Source organism: Pseudomonas urmiensis, assembly GCF_014268815.2.
Classification (GTDB): domain Bacteria; phylum Pseudomonadota; class Gammaproteobacteria; order Pseudomonadales; family Pseudomonadaceae; genus Aquipseudomonas; species Aquipseudomonas urmiensis.
In genome coordinates this window covers 3,064,090-3,076,489 of sequence record NZ_JABWRE020000001.1, presented here as the reverse complement: position 1 = coordinate 3,076,489, position 12,400 = coordinate 3,064,090, and the positions used below count along the sequence as shown (strand labels likewise).

Below are 12,400 nucleotides of genomic sequence, written 5' to 3'. Positions count from 1 at the left end.
GGCCTCTTCACCGCGCAAAAGCATGAAGGGGCCAAGACCTGCTGTCAGGCGCCAATGGCTCGTCAGCCCAGCGCTATTCAAAACTGCGCCCGGCACGCCAATAGCCCATCAATGTCAGGCTATTGCGATCCAGCCCGCGCTCCTTGATCAGATAGCGGCGAATGTCCATGACCGTGGCCGATTCGCCAGCGACCCAGGCATAGAACTCGTTGCTCTCGCCGCTGGCCAGTTCCCACAAGATGCGCTGTTCGATGTCCACCTCTTCCAGCTTTACCGCTGCTGGGGCGACCGTGCTTGGCAGTGTGGCCAACTCGCGAACAGCATGGCTCATGGCATGCACGTGATCGCAGCGCAGCAAGTCGCGCGGCAACCAGTGCAGGTGAGTGGCGGGGCTGTGCGAAAGCGCTAGGCAGTCGGCTTGCAACGGCACCTCGATAAAGGCCTCGACAGGCAGTTCAGGTTGGGTTTCGGCCAATTGTTCGAGAATGCCCCCAATCGCCGGTAGCGCGGTTTCATCGCCCACCAGCAGTACCCGCTTGACCGCCTGTGGAAGCTTCCACTCATAACCTCCCGGGTCTCCCCGGTAGACCAGGTTGGGTGCAACCATCTGTAGGCAATCACCGATGCGCGCCTGGGTGGCCCAGGCCGAGGCGGGGCCATTGACGCCATGCAGGACGAAATCTATCGCGACTTCGCCTGTCTCACGGTCCAGGCTGCGGAGGGTGTAGGTGCGCATCGGCGGCGTGTGTGCGGCGGCCAGGTTGCGCCGGGCCTGTTGCCATTGGCCGTCCTTGGGCAGCTTCGGCGGTTGGCCAGAGGGCGAGGGGAAGAACACCTTGACCCGTTGATCAGGTGCCAGGGTGCTCATCAGGCGCACGTCTTCTCCGCTAAACACATAACGGCACAGCGAAGGGCTTAGCGGTTGGATGGCTTTGAGCTGGATGTCGAAAATGCGATAGGCCGTTGCCTTGCTCCGGCGGATCAGGCCGGACAGGAAGGAGGTCATCAGTTGTACCTCGTGCGTAGAGGAAGGTACTAAAGGGACGACCGGGCACTGCAACGAATTAGCGCAGACCTGCGCGGGTGACCTGGCTGATGAGGATGGCCCTTGGTTCGCGCTTGAGCGACAATGGGCACCCATCCGCGGAGTAGCCCATGACCGATTTCACCCCTGACGCCGTCCTCGACGCCTCCGGCCTGAACTGCCCGGAGCCGGTAATGATGTTGCATCAGCACGTACGCAACCTGGCCGCTGGCGGCCTGCTCAAGGTGATCGCCACCGACCCGTCGACCCGCCGCGACATCCCTAAGTTCTGTACCTTCCTGGGGCACGAGCTGCTCGAACAGCAAGAGCAGGCCGGCACCTACCTGTACTGGATCCGCAAGAAGGCCGACTGAACCGCGCTGGATCGAGCCCGCCGTAGCGCCTACACTGCGTTCCCCTGACAGGAGAGCGCCATGCTGATAGTTGCCGACGAGAATATCCCGCTGCTCGATGCCTTTTTTGCCGGATTTGGCGAGATCCGCCGTTATCCCGGACGCAGCATCGACGCGCAGTGCGTCAAGGACGCTGACGTGCTGCTGGTACGCTCGGTGACTCGCGTCGACCGGCAACTGCTGCAGGGCAGTAAGGTGCGCTTCGTCGGCACCTGCACCATCGGCACCGATCATCTGGACCTGGATTACTTCGCCCAAGCTGGCATCCACTGGAGCAGTGCACCGGGCTGCAACGCCCGCGGCGTGGTCGATTACGTGCTGGGCAGTCTGCTGACGCTGGCTGAGCTCGATGGCGAAAACCTCGCCGAGCGGGTCTATGGCGTGGTCGGCGCAGGGCAGGTCGGTGAGCGCCTGGTGCGCGTTCTTCATGGCCTGGGCTGGAAGGTGCTGGTCTGCGATCCGCCGCGCCAGGCCGCTGAAGGGGGTGACTTCGTCGACCTGCAAACGCTGCTTGAACAGTGTGATGTGATCAGCCTGCACACGCCGCTACAGCGCGACGCTGAGCACAGCACCTGGCACTTGCTGGGGCGCGAGCAACTGGCGCAGTTGCGTCCGGGCGCCTGGCTGATCAACGCCAGCCGCGGACCGGTAGTGGATAACCAGGCCCTGCGCGATCTGCTGCTGGAGCGTGACGACGTGCATGCGGTGCTGGACGTCTGGGAGCGCGAGCCTGAGGTCGATCTCGACCTGGCTGACCTGTGCACCTTGGCCACGCCGCATATCGCCGGCTACAGCCTGGATGGCAAACAGCGTGGCACTGCGCAGATCTACCAGGCGTTGTGCAAGGTGCGTGGTGAGGCTGAGCAGGTGCAGTTGGCGGACTTGTTACCCGAACCTGCCCTTGCGCAGATCGAACTCAATGCCAGCAGTGACCCCGCCTGGGCCCTGGCGACCTTGTGCCGGGCGGTGTATGACCCACGCCGAGACGACGCTGATTTTCGTCGCAGCCTCAGTGAAGATCCGGTCGAGCAGCGGGCGACGTTCGACTTGCTGCGCAAGCATTACCCACAGCGGCGCGAGATCGAGGGGCTGGCAGTGAAGTTGCGGGGCGAGTCGCCGCAGTTGGCGCAGATGGTCAATGCGTTGGGGGCTGTGCTGGTCTGATTGGGCCTTGTCCCGCGAGGCTTATGTATCGCCCAATAAAAACCCGGCGCATGCGCCGGGTTGAGTCAATTCTGTGTATCAGGCCTTGTTCGAGCGTTCGACGCGGCTTTTTTCCAGGTCTTCGCAAGCCTTTTTGATCATCTCATCGGTGATCGGCACCTCGCGGCCCTGGGCATCGATAATCGAGCCGCAATCCAGGTCGTGCTGTGGCTTGGTGGTCTTGGGCGTTTCGCTGCTATGTTGCAAGCTCATTTCCTGTCTCCTCATCAGGTTCAAGCTCAGGGTATCCCCTTGCCGTGACTGGCCTGTGACAGCTCCTTGGGCGTCACGACATGGACAGTCCATCAGAAACCGCGGCAAAGCTCCAGAAGCACTTTAGAACGATAAGCTATAGCCACTGGCGCAAGCTTGCCATCGGACATGCCCCGGTCATTAATGCGATCCACTGCAAGAGGCCTGAGTTCCGCCCGTGTAGATGAATGGTAGGCTGAGCGCTTCCTTGGCTAGATGATCTGCGTCATGCCCGATTCCGTTACTTCACGTCAGCGCCGCGCCTTGCGCCTGGGCTGGCAGTTCCTGCAACCGTACCGCAAGCAGATGCTCCTGGCTTTGCTGGCGCTAGTGGTCACTGCGGGGATTACTTTGTCGATGGGGCAGGGCATTCGCCTGCTGGTGGACCAGGGCTTCATGACCGGTTCGGCCCACCAGCTCAACCAGACCCTGGGCCTGTTCATGCTGCTGGTGGTCGCCTTGGCAGTGGGCACCTTCAGCCGTTTCTACCTGGTGTCGTGGATTGGTGAGCGCTGCGTGGCTGATATCCGCCGGGCCGTGTTCGATCACCTGATCGGCTTGCACCCCGGTTTTTTCGAAGACAACCGCAGCTCGGAGATTCAGTCGCGCTTGACCGCTGATACAACGCTCCTGCAATCGGTGATCGGCTCGTCGCTGTCGATGTTCCTGCGTAATGCTCTGATGGTGCTGGGTGGCGTGGTGCTGCTGTTCATCACCAACCCCAAGCTCACCAGTATCGTGGTGCTGGCTTTGCCGTTGGTGTTGGCGCCGATTCTGTTGTTCGGTCGGCGGGTACGCAGCCTGTCGCGCCAGAGCCAGGATCGGGTGGCCGATGTCGGCAGCTACGTGGCCGAGACGCTCGGCCAGATCAAGACGGTGCAGGCCTACAACCATCAGCCGTTGGATCGCGAGCGCTTCGCTGAGACGGTAGAGGCTGCGTTCACTGTCGCGCGGCGACGCATTGCCCAACGCGCGTGGTTGATCACCTTGGTGATCGTGCTGGTGCTGGGCGCGGTGGGGGTGATGCTCTGGGTGGGCGGCATGGATGTGATCGCCGGACGTATCTCAGCGGGTGAGTTGGCAGCTTTCGTGTTTTATAGCCTGATCGTCGGCAGTGCCTTCGGCACCCTTAGTGAGGTGATCGGTGAGCTACAGCGTGCGGCGGGTGCGGCAGAACGTATTGCCGAGTTGCTGGCGGCGCAGAGTGCGATCCTCGCTCCGGTCGGCGCAGTTGCCCAACCCGGTGAGCGAGCTAGCGGCCGTATCGAGCTGCGTGAGGTGGTTTTTGCCTATCCATCACGGCCGACGGTAGCGGCTTTGGATGGCTTGGACCTGCTTGTCGAGCCGGGGCAGACACTGGCATTGGTCGGTCCCTCAGGGGCGGGCAAATCGACCTTGTTCGACCTGCTGCTGCGTTTCTACGACCCGCAACAGGGGGCGATTCTGCTCGATGGCCAGCCGCTGACGGCACTTGAGCCATCTGCCTTGCGCCGCCAGTTTGCCTTGGTGGCGCAAAACCCAGCGCTATTTCGCGGCACGGTGGAGGCCAACATCCGCTACGGTCGCCCTGATGCCAGCTTTGCCGAAGTCGAGGCGGCAGCGCGTGGCGCGCATGCTCATGAATTCATCCAGCAACTGCCCCAAGGCTATCAAACGTTGCTCGGGGAGGGTGGCATCGGCCTGTCTGGCGGCCAGCGGCAACGCCTGGCGATTGCCCGGGCGCTTCTGGTCGATGCGCCGATACTGCTGCTCGACGAGGCCACCAGTGCCTTGGATGCGCAAAGCGAACACCTGATCCAGCAGGCCTTGCCGAGCCTCATGGCGGGGCGCACAACGCTGGTGATCGCTCATCGGCTCGCCACCGTGCAGCACGCCGAGCGGATTGCGGTGATCGACAAAGGCCGGATCGTCGCGGTGGGCAGCCACCGGCAATTGGTCGAGGAAAACCCGCTCTACGCCAGGCTTGCCCAGCTGCAGTTCACCTCGATTTAAGATTTGTCGCTGCTTGGCGGGCGGATGTAGTTGATTTGTAACATTTCTGTAGCAATTGCCTGAGACTATCTGGCTCAGCTGTGACGTGAGTGCTCGACCTGGCTGCTATCGAACGATGGCAGCTTTTTTTTGGCCTGCGAACGAGGACAAGGATGTCTGTCGCGGCGCTGTTTCGGCACGCCGTTTTCTTCCCTCCTTGTTCCCGAGATCCGCGATGTTGCGTAAATCCCTCCGCGTACAAATCCTCTCTTTGCTCGGCGGCAGCCTGGCGGCGATGCTGCTGATTGCCCTGGTGTGCTTCCAGTTCCTGTCGTCCAGCGTGCGTGGCTATGCCGAGCTGGTCGATGGCCCGCTACGCGCTTCGCAATTGATCGATGAGGCCAACCTGCAGTTCAAGATCCAGGTGCAGGAGTGGAAGAACGTGCTGCTGCGCGGTCGTCAGCCGGCCGAGCTGGATAAGTACTGGCAGCAGTTCCAGGCGCGCGAGCAACAGGTCCAGCAGTTGCTTGGGCAACTGATCCAGAGCAGCGACGATCAGCTCAAGGCGCCACTTGAGCAACTGCGCGACAGTCATCGGCAGTTAGGCCAGGCCTATGCGCAAGGCCGCCAGGCGTTTCTGGCGGCTGGAGGCGATCCGGTCGCAGGTGATCTGGCAGTCAAGGGCGTGGACCGCGCGGCCAGTGAGCAGATGAGTGTGCTGGTGGAACAATTGCGTGCCGATGCCCGCGAGCGCGCCACTGCCATCAATGCCAGCGCGCAGCGAACTGTGTGGATCGGCTTGCTGGTGATGCTCGGCTCGGCGCTGCTGGTCGGCGTGCTCAGCCTGTGGCTGGTCAATCGCAGCCTGATCGAGCCGATTCGCCAACTGATCGACTATGTCGCACAACTGAGCCAAGGGCGCTTCGCTGCGCGCGTGGATGACCGCCGTGAAGACGAACTGGGCCGACTGGCCCGGGCGGCCAATACCTTGCGTGACTTCTTGGCCGAGACCATAGGCCGCCTCAAGGACAACGCCGATGAACTTGAAGGCGCCAGCGGCCAGTTGCGCAACCTGGCCGGCGACATGGCGCGCGGCACGCACGATCAGTTCCAGCGTACCGATCAAGTGGCCACGGCCATGCATGAGATGTCCGCCACCGCTCAAGAAGTGGCGCGTCATGCGGCTGAAGCGGCGCGCGCTGCAGACGATGCCGATCACAGTGCTCAGGCCGGCGAGCAGGTCATGCAGGCCACCATCGACACCATTGCCAACGTCAACCGCGAGATCGCTGGCACCGCTGCGGTTATTCGCGATCTGGAACACGACAGCACGCGCATCGGCAAGGTCCTGGAGGTGATCCGGGGTATCGCCGAGCAGACCAATCTGCTGGCGCTCAATGCCGCGATCGAGGCCGCTCGTGCTGGTGAGGCCGGGCGCGGCTTTGCGGTGGTCGCTGATGAGGTACGCAGCCTGGCCCAACGCACTGCGGCATCGATTGCCGAGATTAATCAGATCATCGAGGCGGTGCAGTCGGGCGCAGTAGAGGCGGTCAAGGCTATCGAGAGTGGCCAGCGGCGCAGCGAAGAGGGTGGCGAGCAGGTGCAGCAGGCGGGGCAGATGCTGCAGCGCATCACTGCGGCGGTGGAGGCGATCCGCGACATGAACCGGCAGATCGCCACGGCGGCTGAGGAGCAGACCAGCGTCGCCGAAGATATCTCGCGCAATCTGATCGAGATCACCCGCATCGCTACGGCCAACCAACAGGCCGTGCAGCATACCGAGCAGGCTGGGCAGCGGCTGCATGGTTTGTCGGGGCAGTTGGGTGAAGTGACATCGCGCTTGAGCGCCTGAAAAAACCAGGGGGAAATCCGCCAGATGGCGCTGATAGAGGCCAAGCATGTGGCGGATTGTCGCCATAAAAGGCACATCAATCAGGGTGCGACGACAGGCCTCAGCCATTAGACATTGGTCTTGGTAAAACTGGCACGGAGTCTGCTTAAGGGCGCAACGGCGGTCGTACCCGATTCATCGAAACCCCAGGCGCCGGTTGACACCAGGATCAGCCAAGCCAGAACAACAATCCGGGCGTGCATATGCGCAGGGAGCGGTCAGCCAGACACTTCACTTCAATTGGATTGAGCTATGAAAAAAATCCTGCTGACGCTCCTGTGCCTGAGCGTCGTCGGCTGCTCCAAGCCTGCGCAACCGGAAAAAACCGTCGACGTCCTGCTGATCGGCGGCGGCATCATGAGTGCAAGCCTGGGGACTTACCTCACTGAGCTGCAACCGGACTGGAAAGTCGACGTCTACGAGCGCATGGACCAGGTCGCCGAAGAGAGCTCCAACGCCTGGAACAACGCCGGTACCGGCCACTCGGCCTTCTGCGAGCTGAACTACACCAGCGAAGGCAAGGACGGCAAGATCGACATCAGCAAGGCAGTTGGGGTCAACGAGCAGTTCGAGATCTCCAAGCAGTTCTGGGCCTATCAGGTCGAGCAGGGCGTGCTGAGCAATCCCAAGTCGTTCATCAACAACGTGCCGCACATGAGCTTTGTCTGGGGCGAGGAGAACATTGCCTTCCTGCACAAGCGTGTCGCTGCCCTGCAGCACAGCTCGCTGTTCCGTGGCATGGAAATCTCCGAAGACCACGAGCAGATCCGTCAGTGGGTGCCACTGGTGATGGAAGGCCGCTCACCTGAGCAGAAGGTTGCGGCAACCCGCATGGCCATCGGCACCGACGTCAACTTCGGCGAGATCACCCGCCAGCTGTTCGCCTCGATGAGCCGCAACCCGAACGTCAAGCTGCACCTGCGTCATGAAGTACGCGACATCGTGCGCAACGACAATGGTTCGTGGAATGTAGTGGTGGCGGACCTGGCCGACGGCGGCAAGCAAACCACCGTCAATGCCAAGTTCGTCTTCATCGGCGCCGGTGGTGGCGCGCTCAAGCTGCTGCAGAAGTCCGGTATCCCCGAGGCTGAAGGCTACGCCGGCTTCCCGGTGGGTGGCCAGTTCCTGATGACCGACAACCCTGACGTGGTTGCCCGGCATAAGGCCAAGCTGTATGGCAAGGCCTCGGTCGGTGCGCCGCCGATGTCGGTGCCGCACCTGGATACCCGGGTCATCGATGGCAAGGAGGTGCTGCTGTTCGGCCCGTTCGCGACCTTCTCCACCAAGTACCTGAAAAACGGCTCGCTGCTGGACATGTTCGCTTCGCTGACCAGCCACAACATCAGCCCGATGGTGCATGCCGGGATCGACAACATCGACCTGAGCACCTACCTGATGGGCCAGTTGATGCTCAGCTTCGACGACCGCATGAACAACCTGCGCGAGTACTTCCCGAACGCCAAGAATGAAGACTGGAAATTGCTCCAGGCTGGCCAGCGCGTTCAGGTGATCAAGAAGGACCCGCAGCTGGGCGGTATCTTGCAGTTCGGCACTGAAGTGGTGGCCTCCCAGGACGGCAGCATCGCTGCACTGCTCGGCGCCTCGCCTGGCGCCTCGACCGCAGCGCCGATCATGCTGACGGTGCTGGAGAAGACCTTCAAGGATCAGGTCAAGAGCCCTGAGTGGCAGGCCAAGCTCAAGCAGATCGTGCCGACTTATGGCCAGAAGCTGAATAACAACCTTGAGTTGACCAACAAGACCCGTGAGTGGAGCAGCTCGCGTCTGCAACTGCTGTACGTGCCGGTGCAGGCGGAGCAAGCGTTGGCTCAGGCGACTGCGGTGCAGTAAGTCTGGTTGTGAATAGCGCCTCCCTCGGGAGGCGTTGTTTTGTCTGGGATCCGCGTCGGCCTTTTCGCGGGCAAGCCCGCTCCCACAGGCAACTCACCGTTGTTGATGCCGGCGGGATGTTTGTGGGAGCGGGCTTGCCCGCGAAAAGGCCGACGCGTATTCAGCAGACGTTCACGCAGACAACAAAAAGCCCGCGCAAGGCGGGCTTTTCGAGAAGCAGGATTTGGTCGGAGAGACAGGATTCGAACCTGCGGCCTTCTCGTCCCGAACGAGACGCGCTACCTGGCTGCGCTACACTCCGATGAACAAAATCCTACTGCAAGCCATTTTTCGACGCAAGCCCTTGTTGTGAAAAGACTGTTTGCCAAAAAACAGGGTCAGATCACAGCTCTTTTACCGTGCGGATCTGGTCTTTGTTGATGCGTGTGCGCTTGCCATCGAGCTGCTCGAATTCGTAGAAGCCAGAGTCGTCGTCATAGGAAGGGGTGTCCACCGCCTGAATCTCGCGACCGTCATTCAGGGTGATGACGGTAGGCGATGCACAGCCGGCGAGGGCGCCCAGGCCCAGGGCAAGCAGGAAGGCGGGAAGGGTCCGTTGGATCATCGTGTTTCTCCAGTTCGATGGTGCTTGATGACTGTAAGACGCAGCGCGTCCTCGCAAGTTCCTTGCACAGTGCAGCATAGCGCCAATGCGCAAGGGTTGATGTAGAACAACCCTCGCGGCGATGGCGGGCCGGCCTGTGATATAACAAGCGCCATCGACTTCCCTCCCTGCGACGGATCCCCATGAAAGCCAAGGCAGATACTCCCTTCGTGGCGCTGAACATCGCCGTGCTCACGGTCAGCGACACCCGCACTTTTGACACCGATACCTCTGGCCAGCTGTTCGTTGACCGTTTGACCGCCGCTGGCCATCAGCTGGCGCAGCGCGTGCTGCTCAAGGATGACCTGTACAAGATCCGCGCCCAAGTCGCGACCTGGATTGCCGACGAGCACGTACAGGTGGTGTTGATTACCGGCGGCACCGGCTTCACTGGTCGCGACAGCACCCCAGAGGCGGTCGGGTGCCTGCTGGACAAACAAGTGGACGGCTTTGGTGAGCTGTTCCGCCAGATCTCCGTGGCCGATATCGGCACCTCTACCGTACAGTCGCGCGCGCTGGCGGGGCTGGCCAATGGCACCCTGGTCTGCTGCCTGCCAGGCTCAACCAACGCGGTGCGCACCGGTTGGGACGGCATCCTCGCCGAGCAGCTCGACTCGCGGCATCGACCATGCAATTTCGTGCCTCACCTGAAACAGGCAGCGGCCTGTGAAAGCCGTGGTTGAGGGCGTGCAGAACCGGCCGTTGATGCCGGTGGAAGAGGCCCTTGAGCAACTGCTGAAACTGGCTGAGCAGGCGCCCATCGCCGAAACCGAAGTGGTCACCTTGGCCGAGGCCGAGGGGCGCGTGTTGGCGGAAGATCTGCTGGCCGAGCTGGACCTGCCGCCGTGGCCGAACAGTGCCATGGACGGCTACGCACTGCGACTGAGCGATTGGCAGGGCGAGCCGCTGCCGGTGAGCCAGCGCATTTTCGCCGGCCACGCACCGCAGCCATTACAGCCCGGCAGCTGTGCTCGGATATTTACCGGCGCACCGCTGCCCGAGGGCGCCGACTGCGTCGAAATGCAAGAAAACGTCGAGCTGCTGGAAGATGGCCGAGTAAGTTTTCTCGAGCCGTTGCGGGTCGACCAGAACGTTCGCCCGCAAGGTCAGGAGACTCGGGCTGGCGAACAGGTGATGAGCAAAGGCACCCGTTTGGGCCCAATCGAACTGGGCCTGGCCGCGACCCTGGGGCGCGCCCGCCTCAAGGTCGTGCGCAGGGTGCGCGTGGCGGTGTTGTCGACCGGTGACGAACTGGTCGAGCCTGGCCTGCCGTTGGGCCCCGGCCAGATCTACAACAGCAACCGCCGTCTGCTCGCCAGTTGGTTGCAGCGCTTGGGCTGCGAAGTGGTGGATGTCGGCATTGTTGCCGATGACCTGCAGATCACCCGCGATTGCCTGGCCGGCCTGGCTGATGTCGATCTGATCCTGTCTACCGGTGGGGTATCGGTGGGCGAGGCGGATTATCTGGGCATCGCCCTGCGTGAAGCCGGTGAGTTGGCATTATGGAAGCTGGCCATCAAGCCGGGCAAGCCGCTAACCTTCGGCCACTACCGCGGGGTGCCGGTGATTGGTTTGCCAGGCAACCCGGCCTCGACCCTGGTCACCTTTGGCTTGTTGACCCGGCCTTACCTGCTGCGCCGCCAAGGCGTCACCGAGGTGACACCGCTGCGCTTCAGTGTCCCGGCAGGTTTCGACTGGACCAAGGCAGGCACCCGGCGCGAATACCTGCGGGCACGGATCGAGCAGGGCAGGGTGCGCATCTACAAGAACCAGAGTTCGGGCGTGCTGCGCAGTGCGGCCTGGGCGGAGGGGCTGGTCGAGGTGCTTGAAGGCAGCACGCCGCGCCAAGGCGACAGCGTGTCGTTCATTCCCCTAAGCGAGCTACTTGGCTGAGCGGCCGATCAATACGCCGCCGACGGCTGTGGAACTGGCCGGTGCCTGCTGGGTCAGGCGCATGTGCACGTTTTCCAGTTGTTGCGCGGCAACGCTCCAGTCGTGACGCTGCCGGGCAAACTGGCGGCCCGACTCGCCCAGTTGGCACATCCGCCAAGGCTGATTGAGCAGTTGATTGATTTGCAGGGCCAACTGGCCGCCCTCGTCGCTGCCCAGGTAATGCTCGCCGTTATTCACCGCAAGGCCCGATACGCCCTTGCTGGTGGTAATCACCGGCAGGCCGGCGGCCATGGCTTCGAGAATCTTCACCTTGGAGCCACCGGCATAGCGTAGCGGGGCGAAGAACAGCGCCGAGCGCCGCTGCAGTTCGCGTAAATCTGGGCGATAGCCAATCCATTCGATGCGCGGGTCGTTCCAGTGCAGCTTCCAGCTCGACGGCAGGGCATGGCCGGCGATCGCCAGGCGCACAGCCGGGTTGCTCATCCACACCTGGGGCAGGATTTCTTCAAGCGCCCATTCGATCGCCTCAAGGTTTGCCCCGTATTCGAAGTTGCCGACAAACAGCAAGCGCTGGCTGTGCAGGGCGGGGCGCACGTCCTGGTAGTAATCGCAGTCCACACCATTGACCACCACATTCACCGGCCTGCCGCTGATCTGGCCGATCAGTTCGGCGTCATGGGCGCTGACCGCCACCACTTCATTGGGTTGGCGCAATACCCGTTGCTCCCAGCGCCGGTAGCGCCAACGATCAAACGCATTGAGGGGTCTTAGCCACAGTGGCAGGCGATCCTGGCAGGCTGCGCCCATCACCGACTCGATGGTGTGTTCGCTGAGCATGTAGGGCAGGCCGCGTGCTTGCAGGGCTTTTTCGAACGGCTGGAAGCTGTAGCTGTGCTCGATCTGGATGACGTCCCAGGGCTCATCCAACAACTGCTCGAATTGGTGGCGCAGGCACGGCGCCAGGCCGTGGATGATCGCCCGCATGGGGTAGTCGATGATCGGCGAGGCCAACAAGTTCAGTGGGCTGTGCAGCGGGCGCCTGGGCAGAACGATCAGGCGCTCGAGCAGCGGCTCCAGGGCGGCGCGGGCGGCATCGCCCAGGGGGACTTTGGACTGCACCAGCAAGGTGATCCGGTGACCATGCTCGGCCAACTGGCGCAGCAGGTGATATTGCCGGGTCTTGCTGCCACTGGTGGTTGGCCAGGGCAGGTAGGGCAAGGTCCAAAGTATACGCATCTCCCCAATCCTCGCTGAGCGTCGGC

General features: G+C 62.3%; 11 protein-coding genes, 1 tRNA gene and 1 pseudogene. 8 read left to right on the top strand and 5 right to left on the bottom strand.

Features of this window, described 5'->3' with window-relative positions; all coding sequences use genetic code 11:
- Positions 1-73: 73 nt before the first annotated feature.
- Positions 74-1,006 (bottom strand): siderophore-interacting protein, encoded by a 933-nt coding sequence (locus HU737_RS13895; protein WP_186556307.1) that lies wholly within the window; start codon positions 1,004-1,006, stop codon positions 74-76.
- Positions 1,007-1,155: 149 nt separating this feature from the next.
- On the opposite strand from HU737_RS13895, the gene tusA reads away from it, so the two are divergent.
- Both tusA and pdxB read left to right on the top strand, forming a co-directional pair.
- Entirely contained in the window at positions 1,156-1,398 is a 243-nt protein-coding gene (tusA, locus tag HU737_RS13890; protein ID WP_186556308.1) for a sulfurtransferase TusA, read from the top strand.
- 60 nt (positions 1,399-1,458) lie between these two features.
- Positions 1,459-2,601, top strand: coding sequence for a 4-phosphoerythronate dehydrogenase PdxB (gene pdxB, locus HU737_RS13885; protein WP_186556309.1), 1,143 nt, complete (start codon positions 1,459-1,461; stop codon positions 2,599-2,601).
- A gap of 78 nt (positions 2,602-2,679) precedes the next feature.
- Here the strand turns inward: pdxB and HU737_RS13880 are convergent, their stop codons facing one another.
- Positions 2,680-2,853 carry a PA1571 family protein gene (locus tag HU737_RS13880; RefSeq protein ID WP_186556310.1) on the bottom strand — a complete coding sequence of 58 codons (174 nt, stop codon included), beginning with the start codon at positions 2,851-2,853 and terminating at the stop codon, positions 2,680-2,682.
- Positions 2,854-3,120: 267 nt separating this feature from the next.
- Between HU737_RS13880 and HU737_RS13875 the strand changes: the two genes are divergently transcribed.
- The 4 genes and pseudogenes from HU737_RS13875 to mqo all read left to right on the top strand — a co-directional run bounded on the left by HU737_RS13875 (position 3,121) and on the right by mqo (position 8,602).
- Positions 3,121-4,884: an ABC transporter transmembrane domain-containing protein gene (locus HU737_RS13875; protein WP_186556311.1), complete on the top strand. Its 1,764-nt coding sequence runs from the start codon at positions 3,121-3,123 to the stop codon at positions 4,882-4,884.
- Between the two features lie 115 nt (positions 4,885-4,999).
- Positions 5,000-5,830 (top strand): annotated as a pseudogene (locus tag HU737_RS26615) (HAMP domain-containing protein); the annotation flags it as partial.
- A 117-nt stretch (positions 5,831-5,947) separates the two neighbouring features.
- On the top strand, positions 5,948-6,715 hold the full coding sequence (locus HU737_RS26610) for a methyl-accepting chemotaxis protein (RefSeq protein WP_392463771.1): 768 nt from the start codon (positions 5,948-5,950) through the stop codon (positions 6,713-6,715).
- Positions 6,716-7,006: 291 nt separating this feature from the next.
- Positions 7,007-8,602: a malate dehydrogenase (quinone) gene (gene mqo / locus HU737_RS13865; protein WP_186556313.1), complete on the top strand. Its 1,596-nt coding sequence runs from the start codon at positions 7,007-7,009 to the stop codon at positions 8,600-8,602.
- A 224-nt stretch (positions 8,603-8,826) separates the two neighbouring features.
- Here mqo and HU737_RS13860 read toward each other — a convergent pair.
- Together HU737_RS13860 and HU737_RS13855 are read right to left on the bottom strand one after the other, a co-directional pair.
- A tRNA-Pro gene (locus tag HU737_RS13860) sits at positions 8,827-8,903 on the bottom strand.
- An 81-nt stretch (positions 8,904-8,984) separates the two neighbouring features.
- Complete coding sequence (locus tag HU737_RS13855) at positions 8,985-9,206, bottom strand: YgdI/YgdR family lipoprotein (protein WP_023632528.1); 222 nt, start codon at positions 9,204-9,206, stop codon at positions 8,985-8,987.
- Between the two features lie 182 nt (positions 9,207-9,388).
- Between HU737_RS13855 and moaB the strand changes: the two genes are divergently transcribed.
- Positions 9,389-9,928, top strand: coding sequence for a molybdenum cofactor biosynthesis protein B (gene moaB, locus HU737_RS13850; protein ID WP_186556314.1), 540 nt, complete (start codon positions 9,389-9,391; stop codon positions 9,926-9,928).
- Positions 9,912-11,138 (top strand): molybdopterin molybdotransferase MoeA, encoded by a 1,227-nt coding sequence (locus tag HU737_RS13845; protein WP_367616033.1) that lies wholly within the window; start codon positions 9,912-9,914, stop codon positions 11,136-11,138. Before moaB ends, HU737_RS13845 begins: the two co-directional genes overlap by 17 nt.
- Here HU737_RS13845 and HU737_RS13840 read toward each other — a convergent pair.
- Entirely contained in the window at positions 11,127-12,374 is a 1,248-nt protein-coding gene (locus tag HU737_RS13840) for a glycosyltransferase family 4 protein (RefSeq protein ID WP_186556315.1), read from the bottom strand. The two genes, HU737_RS13845 and HU737_RS13840, sit on opposite strands and share 12 nt — an antisense overlap.
- Positions 12,375-12,400: the final 26 nt, after the last annotated feature.

Coding starts and splice junctions, on each gene's coding strand:
- HU737_RS13895 (WP_186556307.1), bottom strand. CDS start 1,006: ATGACCTCCTTCCTGTCCGGCCTGATCCGCCGGAGCAAGGCAACGGCC.
- tusA (WP_186556308.1), top strand. CDS start 1,156: ATGACCGATTTCACCCCTGACGCCGTCCTCGACGCCTCCGGCCTGAAC.
- pdxB (WP_186556309.1), top strand. CDS start 1,459: ATGCTGATAGTTGCCGACGAGAATATCCCGCTGCTCGATGCCTTTTTT.
- HU737_RS13880 (WP_186556310.1), bottom strand. CDS start 2,853: ATGAGCTTGCAACATAGCAGCGAAACGCCCAAGACCACCAAGCCACAG.
- HU737_RS13875 (WP_186556311.1), top strand. CDS start 3,121: ATGCCCGATTCCGTTACTTCACGTCAGCGCCGCGCCTTGCGCCTGGGC.
- HU737_RS26610 (WP_392463771.1), top strand. CDS start 5,948: ATGGCGCGCGGCACGCACGATCAGTTCCAGCGTACCGATCAAGTGGCC.
- mqo (WP_186556313.1), top strand. CDS start 7,007: ATGAAAAAAATCCTGCTGACGCTCCTGTGCCTGAGCGTCGTCGGCTGC.
- HU737_RS13855 (WP_023632528.1), bottom strand. CDS start 9,206: ATGATCCAACGGACCCTTCCCGCCTTCCTGCTTGCCCTGGGCCTGGGC.
- moaB (WP_186556314.1), top strand. CDS start 9,389: ATGAAAGCCAAGGCAGATACTCCCTTCGTGGCGCTGAACATCGCCGTG.
- HU737_RS13840 (WP_186556315.1), bottom strand. CDS start 12,374: ATGCGTATACTTTGGACCTTGCCCTACCTGCCCTGGCCAACCACCAGT.